This window comes from Pseudarthrobacter scleromae, assembly GCF_014644515.1.
Classification (GTDB): Bacteria; Actinomycetota; Actinomycetes; order Actinomycetales; family Micrococcaceae; genus Arthrobacter; species Arthrobacter scleromae.
Genome location: NZ_BMKV01000002.1, coordinates 352,206 through 367,909, shown reverse-complemented (window position 1 = coordinate 367,909; position 15,704 = coordinate 352,206). Strand labels below are relative to the sequence as shown.

14 protein-coding genes are annotated in these 15,704 nt (G+C 66.3%); 9 read left to right on the top strand and 5 right to left on the bottom strand.

The annotated features are described in order from the left end of the window. Positions 1–14: 14 nt before the first annotated feature. Positions 15–1,313 carry a Y-family DNA polymerase gene (locus IEX33_RS06580; protein ID WP_446686948.1) on the top strand — a complete coding sequence of 433 codons (1,299 nt, stop codon included), beginning with the start codon at positions 15–17 and terminating at the stop codon, positions 1,311–1,313. A 52-nt stretch (positions 1,314–1,365) separates the two neighbouring features. Here the strand turns inward: IEX33_RS06580 and IEX33_RS06575 are convergent, their stop codons facing one another. Continuing rightward, complete coding sequence (locus IEX33_RS06575) at positions 1,366–1,824, bottom strand: SRPBCC domain-containing protein (protein WP_188728748.1); 459 nt, start codon at positions 1,822–1,824, stop codon at positions 1,366–1,368. A 247-nt stretch (positions 1,825–2,071) separates the two neighbouring features. Here IEX33_RS06575 and IEX33_RS06570 point away from each other — a divergent pair, with 247 nt between their 5' ends. The 8 genes from IEX33_RS06570 to IEX33_RS06535 all read left to right on the top strand — a co-directional run bounded on the left by IEX33_RS06570 (position 2,072) and on the right by IEX33_RS06535 (position 10,583). Then, a complete protein-coding gene (locus tag IEX33_RS06570) occupies positions 2,072–3,259 on the top strand; it encodes an ABC transporter substrate-binding protein (RefSeq protein WP_188728746.1) in 1,188 nt (395 codons plus the stop codon). A 291-nt stretch (positions 3,260–3,550) separates the two neighbouring features. Continuing rightward, complete coding sequence (locus tag IEX33_RS06565; RefSeq protein WP_188728744.1) at positions 3,551–4,570, top strand: VOC family protein; 1,020 nt, start codon at positions 3,551–3,553, stop codon at positions 4,568–4,570. A gap of 6 nt (positions 4,571–4,576) precedes the next feature. Further along, positions 4,577–5,524, top strand: a complete 948-nt coding sequence (locus IEX33_RS06560) for a fumarylacetoacetate hydrolase family protein (RefSeq protein ID WP_188728742.1) — start codon at positions 4,577–4,579, stop codon at positions 5,522–5,524. After that, on the top strand, positions 5,521–6,528 hold the full coding sequence (locus IEX33_RS06555) for a cyclase family protein (RefSeq protein ID WP_229675262.1): 1,008 nt from the start codon (positions 5,521–5,523) through the stop codon (positions 6,526–6,528). The genes IEX33_RS06560 and IEX33_RS06555 overlap by 4 nt, the downstream gene beginning before the upstream one ends. 63 nt (positions 6,529–6,591) lie before the next feature. Next, positions 6,592–7,716 (top strand): FAD-dependent monooxygenase, encoded by a 1,125-nt coding sequence (locus tag IEX33_RS06550; RefSeq protein WP_188728740.1) that lies wholly within the window; start codon positions 6,592–6,594, stop codon positions 7,714–7,716. Continuing rightward, positions 7,713–8,795, top strand: a complete 1,083-nt coding sequence (locus IEX33_RS06545; RefSeq protein WP_188728739.1) for an amidohydrolase family protein — start codon at positions 7,713–7,715, stop codon at positions 8,793–8,795. Before IEX33_RS06550 ends, IEX33_RS06545 begins: the two co-directional genes overlap by 4 nt. 12 nt (positions 8,796–8,807) lie before the next feature. Then, positions 8,808–9,806, top strand: coding sequence for a fumarylacetoacetate hydrolase family protein (locus tag IEX33_RS06540; RefSeq protein WP_188728737.1), 999 nt, complete (start codon positions 8,808–8,810; stop codon positions 9,804–9,806). Further along, on the top strand, positions 9,807–10,583 hold the full coding sequence (locus IEX33_RS06535; protein ID WP_188728735.1) for an SDR family NAD(P)-dependent oxidoreductase: 777 nt from the start codon (positions 9,807–9,809) through the stop codon (positions 10,581–10,583). 51 nt (positions 10,584–10,634) lie between these two features. Here the strand turns inward: IEX33_RS06535 and IEX33_RS06530 are convergent, their stop codons facing one another. From IEX33_RS06530 to IEX33_RS06515, 4 genes are all read right to left on the bottom strand, one after another. After that, complete coding sequence (locus tag IEX33_RS06530; RefSeq protein WP_188728733.1) at positions 10,635–11,213, bottom strand: DoxX family protein; 579 nt, start codon at positions 11,211–11,213, stop codon at positions 10,635–10,637. Positions 11,214–11,346: 133 nt separating this feature from the next. After that, entirely contained in the window at positions 11,347–12,309 is a 963-nt protein-coding gene (locus tag IEX33_RS06525) for a LysR family transcriptional regulator (protein ID WP_188728731.1), read from the bottom strand. A 55-nt stretch (positions 12,310–12,364) separates the two neighbouring features. Next, a complete protein-coding gene (locus tag IEX33_RS06520; RefSeq protein ID WP_188728729.1) occupies positions 12,365–13,933 on the bottom strand; it encodes a GMC oxidoreductase in 1,569 nt (522 codons plus the stop codon). A 16-nt stretch (positions 13,934–13,949) separates the two neighbouring features. Continuing rightward, positions 13,950–15,446 carry an MFS transporter gene (locus tag IEX33_RS06515; protein WP_188728727.1) on the bottom strand — a complete coding sequence of 499 codons (1,497 nt, stop codon included), beginning with the start codon at positions 15,444–15,446 and terminating at the stop codon, positions 13,950–13,952. Positions 15,447–15,704 lie beyond the last annotated feature (258 nt).

Genomic DNA, 15,704 nt, shown 5'->3' with positions numbered 1-15,704 from the left:
CCGGGTGCCCGGCGATGAGCAAACCCGTCCCCATGCGGCAGATGCCGCAGATCGCCCACGTGGACGTGAACTGTTTCTACGCCTCGGCAGAGCGTGCCTTCGATCCTTCGCTGGAGGGCAGGCCGCTGGTGGTCCTTTCGAACAACGACGGCTGCGCTGTCACCCGCTCCCCCGAGGCTAAGGCCCTGGGCATTGCCACCGGCGAGCCGTGGTTCAAACTCGCACCCCGCGCGAAGGAATGGGGGCTGGTGGCCAAATCCAGCAACTACGAGCTCTATGGGGACATCAGCGCCCGGGTCATGGAGCTGCTCGGCAGGTACTCCGCGTGGCTGGAGGTTTACAGCATCGACGAGGCCTTCCTCGGAGTGAAGGGGGAGCCGGAGCAGCTGCTGGCGCTGGGCAGGACCATGAAGAATGCCGTCCGCCGCAATGTGGGCGTGCCCGTATGCGTCGGGATCGCGCCCACCAAGACGCTGGCCAAACTGTGCAACAAATGGGCCAAGAACAACCCGGCGTTCGGCGAGGTATGCCACTGGGACAGCGTTCCCGCCGCCGTGCGGGAGCAGCTGCTGGGGCGCCTGTCCGTGGAGGAAATCTGGGGCATCGCCGGCCGCCTGACCAGGCGCCTGAATGCCATCGGCATCCACACCATCCTGGACCTCACCCGCGCCGACCCCGTGGCCATCCGGGACAAGTTCTCCGTGGTCATGATGCGCACTGTCCTGGAACTCAACGGCACACCCTGCATCCCCATGGAAGAGGAACGCCTGGGCCGGGACCAGCTGATCTTCTCCCGTTCCTTCTCCACCCCGGTCACCACGGCGGCGGGGCTGCGGCAGGTGCTCAGCGTCTACGGCCAGAACGCGAGCGCGCGGCTGGCCAAGCACAGGCTGCAGGCGAAAGTCCTCACCGCATTCGTCGGCACCTCGCCGTTCAGCGGGCAGGAGCAGGCGTATCCGTCCGTGTGCGTCCCGTTGCCGATGCCAACCGCCGACCCGCTCCTGCTCACCAGGGCGGCGCACGCCCTGCTGCCCAACATCCGCGATGGCCTGAAGTACGTCAAAGTGGGGCTCATGCTGACGGACCTGCGGCCTACCGGCAACCAGTCCCCGCTGGAGCTGTTCGAGAACCGGCACGAGGAACGCCACATCGGCACCCTGCTGGAGGACGTGGGCAGCCGCTTCGGACGCGGCTCCATCGGCCTGGGGCACGCCGGCATCAAGTCGGGCCTGGACTGGACCATGAAACGGAACATGCGGTCCCCCAGGTACACCACCCACTGGGACGAGCTTCCGCTGGTGAAAGCTGCCTAAACGGCCGTTGACTGAGCCGCACGGAGGTCCACGGCCGCCGAGGGCGACTAGGTCAGGCCCGCGCTTCGGCGAGGTCCTTGAGTTTGGCGAGGGCCACGGGCCACGTTTCATTCAGCATGGCCACCCAGTCCTCCACGCTCTCAACCTCGACCTCGACTTTCGTCACGCCGTCGGCTTCGGTGAACGAATAGTTTTCGTGGGCTCCGATGAATTCCTGCGCAGCATCACTGGTCGTGTCATCCACACCGCGGACGATCTGGCCGAGATACCGCAGGGACACGAACTCGTTCGGCCTGCATTCCTCAACTGTTGCGATCATCCCTCCCACGGACCCCTCACCGTCCGGGCCGAGGAATCGAATCTCGCTGCCCGCGTTCCAGTCGCCCTCATAGAAGGAACCTGTCTCGCTGAAGGCACTCGTCCATTCCCGGTAGGTGGCATCGTCGAGCATCGTGGCCCAGACGGTCCCGGCGGGAGCGTTGATATCCACCTCAAATTTCAACTTTTCCATGCCTGATCGTACGTCCGCATCAGGACCCGGAAACAGGCCCCGGCGACCGGCAACCTATGGGATTCATTGCCGCGGGAACACTCCTTCCGGCGCCCCGGAAAAAGACGTCCCGCGACGTTTCTTGTCGCTGCGCTACGCCTTGTTGAGCCCCCGCGACCTCCCGTGAACGCCCGCTACGGGAACGATTGTGGCGCTGCCGGTCGCTCCGTAATCTCAACTCAGCATCCACCCCAGCAAAGGAATTCCAGTGTCAGATCCCTCGCGCCAAAGCCCCAAGAATCCGCAGGACCAGCCAGGCTCCACCCGCATCGTTGCCGGCCAGTCCGCCGCGCCCAAGCGGCCGCTCCGGCTGAAGGTCGGCATCGCCGTCGGCATCCTCGCCCTCATTGGCGGGGGCGCCGCCGTCGCCTCCGCCGTGAACGGCGGGACCCCCGGGGCAGTGCAGGAGACCGCCCCCGCCGGCAACCCCGCCGCGGAACTCAAGCTTGGATACTTCGGCAACGTCACCCACGCCCCCGCCCTGGTGGGGGTAAGCCAGGGCTACATCGCGGAGGAGCTCGGCGATACCAGGCTCAGCACCCAGGTGTTCAACGCCGGCCCGGCCGCGATCGAGGCCCTGAACGCCGGTGCCATCGATGCCACGTACATCGGCCCGAATCCCGCCATCAACTCGTTCGTGAAGAGCGGCGGCGAATCGGTGAACATCATCGCCGGTGCTGCAGCCGGCGGCGCCCAGCTGGTGGTTCGGCCGGAGATCAGCTCCGCCGCGGACCTAAGGGGCAAAATCCTTGCCTCCCCGCAGCTCGGCGGTACGCAGGACGTGGCCCTCCGCGCCTGGCTCGCGTCCCAGGGCTACAGGACCAACGTTGACGGCAGCGGCGACGTGGCCATCAACCCCACCGAGAACGCCCAGACACTGAAGCTCTTCCAGGACGGAAAGCTCGACGGCGCGTGGCTGCCTGAGCCGTGGGCCTCACGCCTGGTGCTCACCGCCGGAGCCAAGGTCCTGGTGGACGAAAAGGACCTGTGGGACGGCTCGCTGTCCGGCAAGCCGGGCGAGTTCCCCACCACCATCCTGATCGTCAACCAGAAGTTCGCCGCCGACCACCCGGAGACCGTGAAGTCACTGCTCAAGGGCCACGTGAAGTCGGTCGAATGGCTGAACGGCGCGGCCGACGGGGACAAGGCCAACGTCATCAACGCAGCCCTCAAGGATGCCGCGGGGGCGGAGCTGAAGGCCGACGTCATCGACCGCTCCCTCAAGAACATCGTGTTCACCGTGGACCCGCTAGCCGGAACCTACGAAAAGCTCCTGGCCGACGGCGTCGCTGCCGGCACCACCAAGCAGGCCGACATCAACGGCATCTTCAACCTCACCGCCCTCAATGAGGTAACGGGCGGGAAGACCTCGGCTGCCGGGCTGGGGAAGGAGTAGCGGCAGCGGGTTCCCAGGTCCCCACCGCAACGCTCTCGCAGTTACTGCATTATTTTGGCCATCGCTCTCTCACTTTCCCCTGGAGAGTGAGAGAGCGACGGCAATTAACCTGCATCAAGTGAGAGAGCGTCCTGGGGGGCAGGAAACAGGGGTTTTCGAAGTGCGCAGGTATCAGCGAGGCGGATACCTGCTATCAAAAACTTCGTCTTCCCCGAATATATGAAGTGCCTCACAGTAGTTACAGGACCTGCAACAACAAGTACCGCAGCCAGTAACCAGAAGGACTTCAACGTGGAAACTCCGCTCTCCCATCTTGCACACCTCGAGATCACCGCCCCGGACGTCGAAGCCTCGGCACAGTTCTACGAGGAAAAGTTCGGCATGCGCATCATCGACCGCGTGGACGGCAACGTCTACCTGCGCTGCTGGGGTGACTACTACCGCTACAGCCTTGTCATCACCGAAGGACCGGAAGCGTCCCTGGGGCGCATGGCCTGGCGCACCACCTCCCAGGCAGCGCTCGAGGCAGCCGCCGAGCGCATCGAGGCAACCGGCGTCCAGGGCAGCTGGACCGCCGGCGGCCACGGCTTCGGCAAGGCATATGAATTCACCGGCCCCTACGGGCACCACATGCGCCTCTTTTATGAGGTGGAAAAGTTCGTGGCCGAGCCCGGCTTCGAGTCCACCTACCCGGACCGGCCGGAGCGCCGCAGCAGCCACGCCGCCGCACCCCGCTTCCTGGACCACGTGACCGTTGCGGCTTCCGATGTCCGCGGCTTCGCCAAGTGGTACAACGACGCACTGGGCTTCCGCGTGATGGCGTTCACCGAACTCGACGAGGCCCCCATCACCGTGTTCTCGGTCCTCACCACCAACGAGAAGTCCCACGACCTTGGCGTTGTCCTGGACACCTCCAGCCGTTCCGGACGCGTGAACCACATCGCGTTCTGGGTGGACACCCACGAGGACCTGCTGCGGACCGCGGACGTCCTTATGGAAAACGGCACTCCCATGGAGTACGGTCCCTCAATCCACGGCATCGGCGAGCAGAACTTCCTCTACTTCCGTGAACCGTCCGGCCTGCGCGTGGAGCTCAACTCCGGCGGCTACCGCAACTATGTTCCGGACTGGGAAGCCAACACCTGGAAGCCGTCCGAGGGCTCCAACAACTTCTACAAGAACGGTGCAATGCCGCACTCCATGACGGAATCGTTCCCTCCCGCCGAGGGTTTCACCGCCACGGAGGAGGGAGCTTCCCCGGAGATGAAGGAAGCCCTCCTGAACCCGTACGCCAAGCAGGGCCGGGGCTAAAGGACGATGACCGAAACACAGTACGCCCTGGTCCGGTTCCAGGAAGCCGGCGACAGCAAGGCCCGCGCCGGCCTGCTGGTGGAAAACCGGGTCCTGCCGCTGGATGGGGACATCAACTCCCTGATCGAGCACTGGGACACCACCGAAGGCCAGCTGGACTCGCTGGCCGCCACTGCCGGCCAGGACACCGGCCTGGCGGCCGCCGATGTCGAAATCCTGGCTCCGGTTGAGCCTGCGCAGGTCCTGCAGACCGGCGCTAACTATCGCAAGCACGTGATCGACCTCGCCGCAGCGCACCGCGAACCGGGCGAGGACGAGGAGGATGTGCGCGCCAAGACGGCGGCCATCATGGACAAGCGCGCGGGCCAGGGCACGCCGTACTTCTTCATCGGGCTCCCGACGGCGATCGCGTCCGCCACGGACGACCTCACCCTTCCGTCATACAGCAAGTCCCACGACTGGGAGCTGGAACTGGCAGCAGTGATCGGCAGGACCGCGTTCCGCGTCACCCCCGAGGAAGCCCTGGACTACGTCTTCGGCTACACCATGGTCAACGACATCACCACCCGTGAGTTCGTCTTCCGCAAGGACATGCCCGCGATCGGTTCGGACTGGTACCGCGCCAAGAACGCCCCGGGCTTCCTGCCCACCGGACCGCTGCTGGTACCCGCCAAGTTCTTCGGCGACCCGCAGGACGTCCAGGTGACCCTGAAGCTCAACGGCAAGCCCATGCAGGACGAGTCCACGCAGGACATGATCTTCGGGGTGGCCAAGCTCGTCAGCGAAGCCTCGCAGATCATGCCCCTCCGCCCCGGCGACCTGGTCCTCACCGGCAGCCCCGCCGGCAACGGCGCTCACTGGGGCCGCCTGCTCCAGGACGGCGACGTTATGGAAGGCACCATCACCGGGCTCGGCACCCAGCTGATCCGCTGCAAGGACGAGGTCCAGCCGTGACAGCCGATGCGGTGGAAGAGCAGCTGATCCAGCGCGGGGATCCGCTGGCAAGCATCACGGCGGCCGCCTACAAGTACAACAATTGGGGCCGCTGGGGCGAAGATGATGTCTTGGGCACCCTGAACTTCATCGATGCCGCAAAACGTGTGGAAGCAGCAGCGCTGGTTCGCACCGGCGAGGCGTTCTCGCTCTCCCAGCCGTTCGACACCAACGGCCCGCAAAAGGGCTGGCGTCGCCGCACCAACCCCGTCCACACCATGACGGACACAGGAGTGGACGCGGAACGCGGAAACCAAGGTTTCCCGCACGGCATCGGCGGCGCCGATGACGTGATCGCCATGCCGCTGCAGTGCTCTACCCAGTGGGACGGGCTGGGCCACATCTTCGACCGTGGCAAGGCCTGGAACGGCCGCGCCGCAGGGGACGTCGTGACCTCCGAAGGTGACCTGGTCACGGGCATCGAGACCGCAGCTGCCAAGATCGTCAGCCGCGGAGTACTGCTGGATGTGGGCAGGGCGCTCGGACCGGAGCTCGGAAGGATCGACGGTGAACTGCCGGACGGCTTCGCCATCACCCCGGAACACCTTGCGCGCACCATTGACCTGCAAGGGCCCAGCGCGAAGGTTGGGCGGGGAGACATCGTGGTAATCCGCACAGGGCAGTACTCCAGGACCCGCCGCGAAGGCTGGGGCGACTATGCCGGCGGGCCGGCACCCGGGCTGTCCTTCAGCACGGCCCCGTGGCTGCACCGCAGCGAAATCGCCGGGATCGCGACGGACACTTGGGGTTTCGAGGTCCGTCCCAACGAATTCGACGACGCCTTCCAGCCCCTCCACCAGATCGCCATCCCCAACCTCGGGCTGTTCCTGGGCGAAATGTGGGACCCGGACGCACTTGCCGCAGCCTGCGCAGCGGACGGCCGGTACGATTTCTTGCTGACGGCCGCCCCGCTTCCCATCACCGGCGCCGTCGGTTCCCCCGTCAACCCGATTGCCCTCCGCTAGCGATCACATCAACAGCCGCAAACCAGCACCAGCAGTAACGCCGTCAATACAAAGGAGTCAGCGATGGCAGCAGTACAGAACGTCGGAATCGTCGGGGCGGGAGCCGCGGGACTGACCGCAGCCATCCTCCTGGCCGACGCCGGAATCCACGTGGAAGTGCTTGAGAAGGCCGACGCCCCACAGACGCTCGGATCCGGAATCACCCTGCAGGGGAATGCCCTTCGGGTCCTGCGCCAGCTCGGCGTCTGGGAGCAGATCGAGGCGAAGGGTTACGCATTCAGCACCCTCGGACTGCGGGCTCCGGACCCTGCCGGCACCGTCATTGCAGTCCTGGACGACATGCGGACCGGCGGCGACGACCTGCCGGCCACCCTGGGCATGTACCGCCCCGACCTGACCGCCATCCTCCGGGACCGGGCGGAGCAGGCCGGCGCCAGGATCAGCTACGGTAAGACTCTCACCGGAATAACGGACGACGGCGGCTCCGTCACCGTGAGCACCGCCGACGGCAACACAGCCCGCTACGATCTCCTGATCGGCGCCGACGGCCTGCACTCAGCCGTACGCAAAGCCATTGGCATCGACACTGAACCCAAGTCCACCGGGATGGGCATCTGGCGTGCCTTCGTGGAACGTCCCGCCGACGTGGTCCGCACGGACCTCACCTACGGCGGCCCCTGCTTCATCGCCGGCTACTGCCCCACCGGCCCGGACACCATCTACGCCTACCTGGTGGAGCGGGCGCAGGAGCGCCGGCACGAGGACGGCCCGCGGATCATGTCCGAACTTGCCGCGGCCTACGGCGGACCGTGGAATGAGATCCGCTCGAACCTGGACCACAGTGCCCGCATCAACTACACGTGGTTCACCACGCACTTGGTGGACGGGCCCTGGAACCGTGGCCGCACCGTGATCATCGGCGATGCCGCCCACAGCTGCCCGCCCACGGTGGCCCAAGGGGCTGCCATGGCGCTCGAGGACGCGGCCGTGCTCGCCGAACTTTTGATCAAGGCCGACGAGGTCACTGAAACTGTCTGGAAGGAGTTCACCGACCGCCGGCTGGACCGGGCCAAGGCAGTGGTCAACGCATCCGTCCAGCTGGGCCAGTGGATGCTGGACGGTGTCCGCGACGCCGATGTCCCGGGCTTGGTGCATTCGGTGTCCGTCATGGTGAAGGAACCTGCATGAGCAACAGCTCCATCAACGAGGCGTCCAGCCCTACCGTGGACGTCCACGCCCACGTCCTGCTTCCGGCCCTGCAGCAGATGGTCGCCGAAGCCGACCCCGAGGGCTTCGGGGCCCAGCAGTCGCTGGAGGTGCTGCGCCACGGGGCTGATTCCATGGCCATTTCAGGCCGGATGGTCAAAGAGCGATGGCCGCAGCTGACAGACCTCGACCGCCGGCTCACGGACATGGATGCCCAAGGCGTGGACGTGCAGCTGGTCTCGCCGTCGCCGTCGCACTTCTACTACTTCGCGGGGGAAGGCCTGTCGCTGCAGGTGGCGAAGGCCGCCAACCAGGCAGTACGGGAGTTCGTTGACCGCGCCCCGGAACGCCTCAACGGCCTGGGCCTGGTTCCGCTCCAGCACCCCGCACTCATGGTGGAGGCACTGGAGCACGCGGTCCTGGAGTGCGGGCTGCTTGGTGTGGAAATCGGATCATTCGCGGCTACTCCTGGAAGTCCGGAACGCAGCACCGTTGAATTGTCCGATCCGCGGTTGGAACCGTTTTGGAGCCGGGCAGAGGAACTGGGCGCTGTTATTTTCCTCCATCCCTTTGGTTGCTCCCTTGATGAGCGGCTGGACCGGTTCTACCTTGCCAACACTGTCTCCCAGCCCGCAGAAAATGCGGTTGCCCTGTCCCACCTCATCTTCAGCGGGGTCCTGGACCGGCACCCTGGCCTGAAGGTTCTGGCCGCGCACGGCGGCGGCTATCTTCCCACCACCCTGGGCCGCTCGGACCATGCCTGGAAAGTCCGGCCGGAGGCACATGGCTGTGCCCAGCCGCCGTCGTCGTACCTGAAGAAGCTCTACTTCGATTCCCTGGTCCACAGCGCCGGCGAGCTGCGGGCACTGGTGGCGGCCGCGGGCCCGGAGCAGGTGCTGCTCGGCTCGGACTACCCGTTCGACATGGGCTCCGAACGCCCGGTTGCCGAGGTCATCGAGGCGCAGCTTTCCGCGAAGGACGAAGCCAGCATGCTGACCGGCAATGCTGCTGCCCTCGGCCTCGCGGCGGCTGCCGCACTCTCACAACGCCCTACTGTTTAAGGAACAACTCCCATGGTGAAGATTGCACGCTGGAATTTCGACGGCGGCACGCAGTCCGGCTTCGTCGATGGCGTTAACTGCTACCCCCTGCCGGCAGGCCAGGGTGTCCAGACCCTCCTGGACGCCGGGCTGGAAGAAACGCTGGGCCTCGCCCGGGACACCATCGGGTCCAGCCCTGCCGTTCCGCTTGCGGACGTGGAGCTGCTCGCTCCGCTGGTGCCCGCCACCATCCGCGACTTTGTGACCTTTGAGGAACACGTCGAAGGGATGCGGATGAGCATCGACGGCATGGCAGGCGTTATGCCTGAATGGTACGAGGCGCCCACGTTCTACTTCACGAACCCGCACACGGTAACCGGCACCGGTGAGGTGATCGGTATTCCGGCGGGCTGCGAGGACCTGGACTTTGAAACGGAAGTGGCCGCCGTCGTCGGCCGTGTCCCGGGGAGCGACGGCCGGAACCTCACGGCAGAAGAGGCGCACCGGCACATCTTCGGCTACACCGTGCTCAACGACTGGTCCGCGCGGGACCTGCAGCGCCGCGAGATGAAGGTCAGCCTGGGCCCGTGCAAGGGCAAGGATTTCGCCAACACCCTGGGGCCCTGGATTGTCACCGCGGATGAGTTTGAGGACCGGCACGACGCCGAAGGGTTCCTGCCGATCTCCATGGCGGTGAAGGTCAACGGGGAAGCCATCGGTCAGGACCTGCTGTCCAATATGGGGTGGCCGTTCGCCGAACTGGTGGCATACGCCTCCCAGGACTCCGTGGTCCGGCCCGGCGACGTCCTTGGCTCCGGCACCTGCGGCAGCGGCTGCCTCGGCGAACTCTGGGGACGTAACGGTGCCAAGACTCCCCCGCCGCTGAAGACGGGGGACGTTGTCCGCATGACCGTGGAAGGCATCGGCAGCATCGAAAACACGGTCGGTGACCGGCGCGAGGCCGTGACCCGGGTGGCTGCACGCGTCCGCCCGCGCAACCGGGTCGCCTTTGCAGTTGCTTCCCAGGCCTAAGTGGTTTCGCTTCACCTCGGGGGCCGGACGGTGGTGGTCACCGGGGCCGGCCAGGGACAGGGCGCTGCCGAAGCACGGATGCTGGCGGAGGCCGGGGCACGGGTCATCGCCACCGACCTCGCCACAGGCATCCCAGCGGAGCTGGCGGCGGCTACACCGTCCTCGGGCGGCTCGCTTGCATACCGGCGGCTGGACGTCTCGGACCCTGCCGCGTGGGCCGAACTCGTTGCCTGGATCCAGTCGCAGGGGTGGCGGGTGGACGGTCTGGTCAACAACGCAGGCATCACCCAACGGAGCCGGCTGCTGGAAGCCGGCGTGGCCGACCTGCACAAGGTTTACGACATCAACGTGGCCGGCGCCCTGCTGGGTATTCAGTCCCTATTGCCGCTGATGCGGAGCGGGTCTTCGATTGTGAACGTCGGGTCCGTTGCAGGGCTGACAGCGCACTACCCTGTGGCTTACACGGCCAGTAAATGGGCCCTCCGCGGGCTTTCACAGGTTGCGGCCATGGAACTCGGCCCGTGCGGCATCCGGGTAAACACCGTCCACCCCGGCTTCGTCGAAACGCCCATGACGGCCGGCGCCAAGCCGGAGTTCCGGCAGGCCACCCTGGCCGAAACCCCGCTGGGCCGCACGGGAACAGTGGAGGAGGTGGCTGGCGTCGTGCTGTTCCTCCTCAGCCCCTTGTCTTCGTTCGTGACCGGGGCCGAGATCCCGGTGGACGGCGGCCAGTCCGGTCACGGCGGGGCTAAGTCTGTCTCTGACTCCTTGCGTTAGTCTTCCCGGACGCCCCCGGCAGCTTCGCCGGCCAGCCTGCGTGGAACCGGGTCAGCTTCCTTCCCCGGCAGTACCTGCGGCCGGTGCCGCACCGTCGGCTGCAGCAGCGTCCTCGGCCAGGGCTTTGCGCCGGCGGGAAATCTGAAGTGCGATGGCTGTGGGGATAACGGCCATCGCGGTGATCCGCATCCAGGGCCGGTCCAGGACATGGCCGGTGAGGGCATCCAGGGAATATGGCCCGGAGCCGCCGATCGTGAACGCTGCTGCTGCCAGGCCCAGCACGGCCGGGTACTCCAGACCGCCCTCGGTGGCGAAGAAACCGTTCGGGGCGTGGACACTGGCCGCGACGCCCATCGTGGTTGCCGCAGCTGCGCCGGCAGCTGGGGTGCCCAGCCCCAGCGCCAGGGCAAACCCTGCGCCCGCTTCGCCTACGCCAGCCAGGACGGCGCTGGGTTTTGCGGGCCGGAATCCCATGGCGTGCATGCCCTTGCTGGTACCTTCAACGCCTCCCCCGCCAAACCAGCCGAAGAGTTTCTGGGTTCCGTGAGCGACGAGCACCCCTCCCAGGCCGATCCTGAACAGGGCCTGCGCGGCGGCCGCCGCCTCAGCGCTGGTGTTTGCATTGCTCATCGCAGTCCTCCTGGGTTTGTTTGATTCGCTGCACGGCTCGTGTCCAGCACGAGTCTACGACTGCGCAACGTGCCGGTCACGGGTGGAAGACCACGCAGGGTACCCCCTCCTGCGGCGCGAACAAGCCGAGGCCCTAGGGGGTATCCGAGGGGTGGATGGCCACCGGGTGGGCGTTGACAGGGAAGAGTTCCTGCAGCCGCGCGCAGGAACGCTGCACCACCGAACGCAGCCATACGCTGGCCGGGTCCTCGGCCTGCGACGGGTGCCAGTACATCGCCTCCACCAGGGAAGCCTCCGCGCCATCGGCAAACCTCAACACGGCGATGTTCGCCCCACGCTGCGCCCGCGCGGCCAGCATCGCCGGCACCATAGCCACGAGGTCCGTGCCTTCCACCAGGAGCGGCAGGGACAGGAAGCCTGCCACCACGGCGGCAACCCGGCGCTGGATGCCCCGGGACTCGAACAGCTTGTCCGCCGGGGTGCTCACGCCTTCGCCGAAGTAGCCGACGGCGTGGGGAACTTTGGCCAGGTCAGCCAGGGTAAGGCGGGGCTGCTGGAGCAGGGGGTTGCCGGCGTCGGCCACGGCCATGAAGCTGTCCCGGAACAACTGCTTGCTGGCCCCCTGCATCTGGTAGCCCGTGGGTCCCACCAGCAGGTCGATCTTCGAATAGTCGGCCATCTGGCCCTGGATGCCGGACTTGGCCGTGGGAACGAAGTCCACGGACACGCCGGGAGCCTCACCCCGCAGGATGCCCCGCAGCGGGCCCACGATCAGGGCCGCTGCGTAGTCGGAGGCAGCAATGATGAATTCCCGCTCGCTGGTGGCGGGATCGAACCCGGACCGCACCCGGGTGGCCCGCTGGATGTGCAGCATGGCTTCATCAACAAGCGGGACCAGGGACTGCGCGAAGGGTGTGAGCTCGTAGGTGCGGCCGTTCCGGACCAGGAGTTCGTCATCGAAATGGCGCCGGAGCCGGGCCATCGCCGCGCTGGTGGCCGGCTGGCTGAGCTGGAGCCTTTCAGCTGCCCGGGAAACATTCCGCAGTTCCAGCAGGACCTGCAGGTGGGGCAGGAGGTTGAGGTCCAGGTTCTTCATACCCACAGGTTATCCGTGCCCCCTGGACCGCGCTCCGGCCAGGCGCATTCGCAGGTCAGGACCCAAGCTCCGCAGCGATTTTCCGGGCGCCGCGCACCGCGATGGCCACACTCATCAGCGTGGGATTCATGGCAGTCGCCGTCGGAATCAGCGCATTCCCACCCACCACCAGGTTCTCGTAACCCCACACACGCGACCACGGATCCGCCACGGAAGTACCGTCGTCGGCCTGGCCCATCCGCATGGTGCCCTGGTAGTGCAGGCTGGAGCCGTTCGGCATCAGCCTGGGCTCGGCAACAAAGGCGCCCAGGGCTTTGCCGGCACGCCGCAGCCGCTCGGTGGCCTCGGCAATCTCCTTCTCTTCCCGTTCGGTGAGTGCGTACTCAATGGTCATGTTCGGGAAGCCACGGTAGTCCGGCTCATTGTCGTCGAAGGTGACCGCGTCCTCGTAGCGCGGGTGCTTGCGCATGCCGTAGCCCATGTTGACGTAGCCCCAGCGGTTCTCGGCGTACGGTGTGCCCGGTTCCATGGGGAACGGAGTGGATTCTGAGTACATGACCTGGACGGAGAAGGGATGCTCGGGCTCGGAGAACGGGATGCGGTTCACTGCCGCCACCGGATCCGCCGGGTTGTGTGCACGCCGCGCCAGTTCGGCCTCAAGGTCCTCCCCGGTGGCGTACCGCTCCATCTTTTCGGCGTCGAGCGCCACTGTGGAGATGACCACGGGGTGTTCGGTCAGGTAGTGCCCCAGCGCCTTGGGCCGGACGCCCGAGACCCACAGCAGCTGCGGGGAGCGGAAGGCGTCGGCGGCCACCACAACGATGTCCGCCGGCACAAAGGACGCCTCCCCCGTCCGGAGGTCCTGGACGGTGATCCCTGTGACGCGGCGTCCGTCCAGCTCCACGCGGCGGACCAGGGTGAGGTCGCGCAGTTCAAACCGCTTCGAGAGCGGGCTGTCCTGATCGATCAGCGGGCCGAGGACGACGTCGGCACCCGCCCAGCGCACGGATCCGTCAGGCTGCGGGTCCCCGGCCACCGGAAGGGTGCCCACACCGTAGCCGCCCGGCAGTTCCGCGCCGAACTCTTCGTCCAGGAGCGAGCGGATCGCCTCGCCAACTTTGGAGTCAGCGAACGCGGCGCTGTGGACGTGGAGCAGCTGCTTGGCGTCCTCAATGAGGCCGTCCCACTCATCATCAGCGATGAACGGAACCTTTTCGCTGAAGGCGGGCGACGGCGTCGCGCAGGTCCAGTGCGCGCCCTGGCCTCCCACGTTGGTTGCCGCAGCCGCGGCCGGGAAGGACGGGGCGTGCGCCGAACCCGCGCCGCCGAAGTCCAGCAGGTGGGTCCCCTGGCGGGCGGTGAACATGCCCTCGGTGACGGTGGCTGCGGGGATCCCGAGCGACTCGCGGTAGGCCCCTGCCTGCGGCCCCTGCGACATCTCCCGGGCACGCGCCTTCTCGGCGGGGTCGGGGATGTTGCGGACGCTTTCGCCGGGAACGTCGGTGAGTTGCGGCCCGGCCTCGAACATCACCACCCGCGCGTTCGGTACATGCTCCAGGAGCAGGCGTGCGTAGGTGGAACCGATGGGTCCGCTGCCGACAATGGCGATAGTGGGGTTGGACATGATGTCTCCTTTGAGATCAGGCCGAAAGGGAGGTGGACGGTGCTTCGGGAGCGGGTACGGGGTCGTCGGAAAGCCGGCCGTGCGGAAGCAGGACCGCCGCAACAATGCCCAGGGCGTAGACGGCTGCCAGGGCGATGAAGATGGGCGTAAAGACCGAGCTGTAGATCTGGGCGACGCCGGCCTGGACTTCCGGCGCCGCCGCGTGGACCAGCTGCGGGGTCAGCGTGGCCGCGTCAAGGCTTGACGGCAGAAGCGCCGCGACACCAAAGCCGATCACTCCGCCAATGATGGCCGTCGCCACTGTTGAACCGATCTGCCGCACCAGGTTGATGGTGGCGGTGATGGTGCCGGTCTGGCTTGCCGGTGCAGCTCCCTGGACTACTGCAACGATCAGGCTCATGAAGGCCCCTGTGCCCATACCCACCACACCCATCACAATCATGGGAGCCCACAGTGGAAGCCCGGCGGGCAGCAACGCCATCACAAAGAGCCCGACGGCCCCCATTGAGGTTCCCAGGATGGGGAAAATCCGGTACCGCCCTGTCCGGCTGGCCAGCCAGCCGGTGAGCAGGTTGCTGATCAGCATGCCGAACACCGTTGCTATGGGAACAAGCCCGGACACCGTGGCAGTGGTCTGGTACGCCATTTGGAAGTACGTGGGCAGGTACGCGGTGATGGAGAAGAGGCCGACGCCGATAATCGCCGAAAGTGCCGTGCCCGCCGCAATTGTTCGGTTGGCGAAGAAGTGGAGCGGCACCATGGGCTCCGCCGCCCGCCGCTCGATCAGGAAGAAGGCGATGAAGCCGGCGATGCTCACCGCGAGCGCAGCAGCGGTGGCAAGGCCTCCGCTGCTTTCGGCGGCCCACGAGACAGCCAGTACCAGCGCCACCAGCGCGGTGGTGAACACAGCTGCCCCTGCAATATCGAAGTGGCGGGGCATGGGGACGGGCTCCAGGTGCGGAACCGCGACGAGTGCGAGGGCCAGCGCCGCGGCACCCACCGGGATGTTGATCCAGAAAACCCACTGCCAGCCCCAGTAATCGGTGATGGCACCGCCGAGCACCGGGCCCACCAGGATGGCTATAGGGAAAGCTGCGCCGATGATGGCCATATAGCGCGGCCGCTCACGCTGGGTGGTGACGCGGGCAATGATGGTCTGGGACATCAGCTGCAGGCCTGCTGAGCTCATGCCCTGCAGGACGCGTGCGGCGATGAGCCAGGTCATGTCGGCGGCGAAACCGCAGGCCAGGGAGGCGGCAAGGAACATCACGAGCGAACCGAGGAAGATGCGGCGCGCCCCCAGGACATCACCGAGTTTGCCGAGTACTGGCAGCAGCACGGTGCTGGCGAGCGTGTAGCCCACCACAACCCAGCTCATCAGCGTCAGCGCGCCCAGTTCACCGGCAATGGTGGCCAGCGACGTGGACACCACTGTGTGGTCCAGGGCGCCGAGGAAGGAGACCGAGAGCAGTGAAACAACAAGGAGGCGGAGTCTCAAAGGTGAAAGTGGCATAGTGATCTGCCCGAACGATCGGGCCGTCGACGCGACGTGGTGTGCCTCCGGCGCAGCATCACGGCGGAGAACGGGTCCGGAAAGAACCCCGGCGCCGTCTCCATTATACGTCACTTTAGTCTGAAAGCAACATAAGAATGTTTGGATTAGACCTGATGCCCGGGCGTCGTGCTACCCGAGGTCCGGGCTCCAAAGCCCGCCGCATCCCCCTCTTATGCTTTTATTATTCATAAGTCGGGAAAATTCTGGCTATAGTCC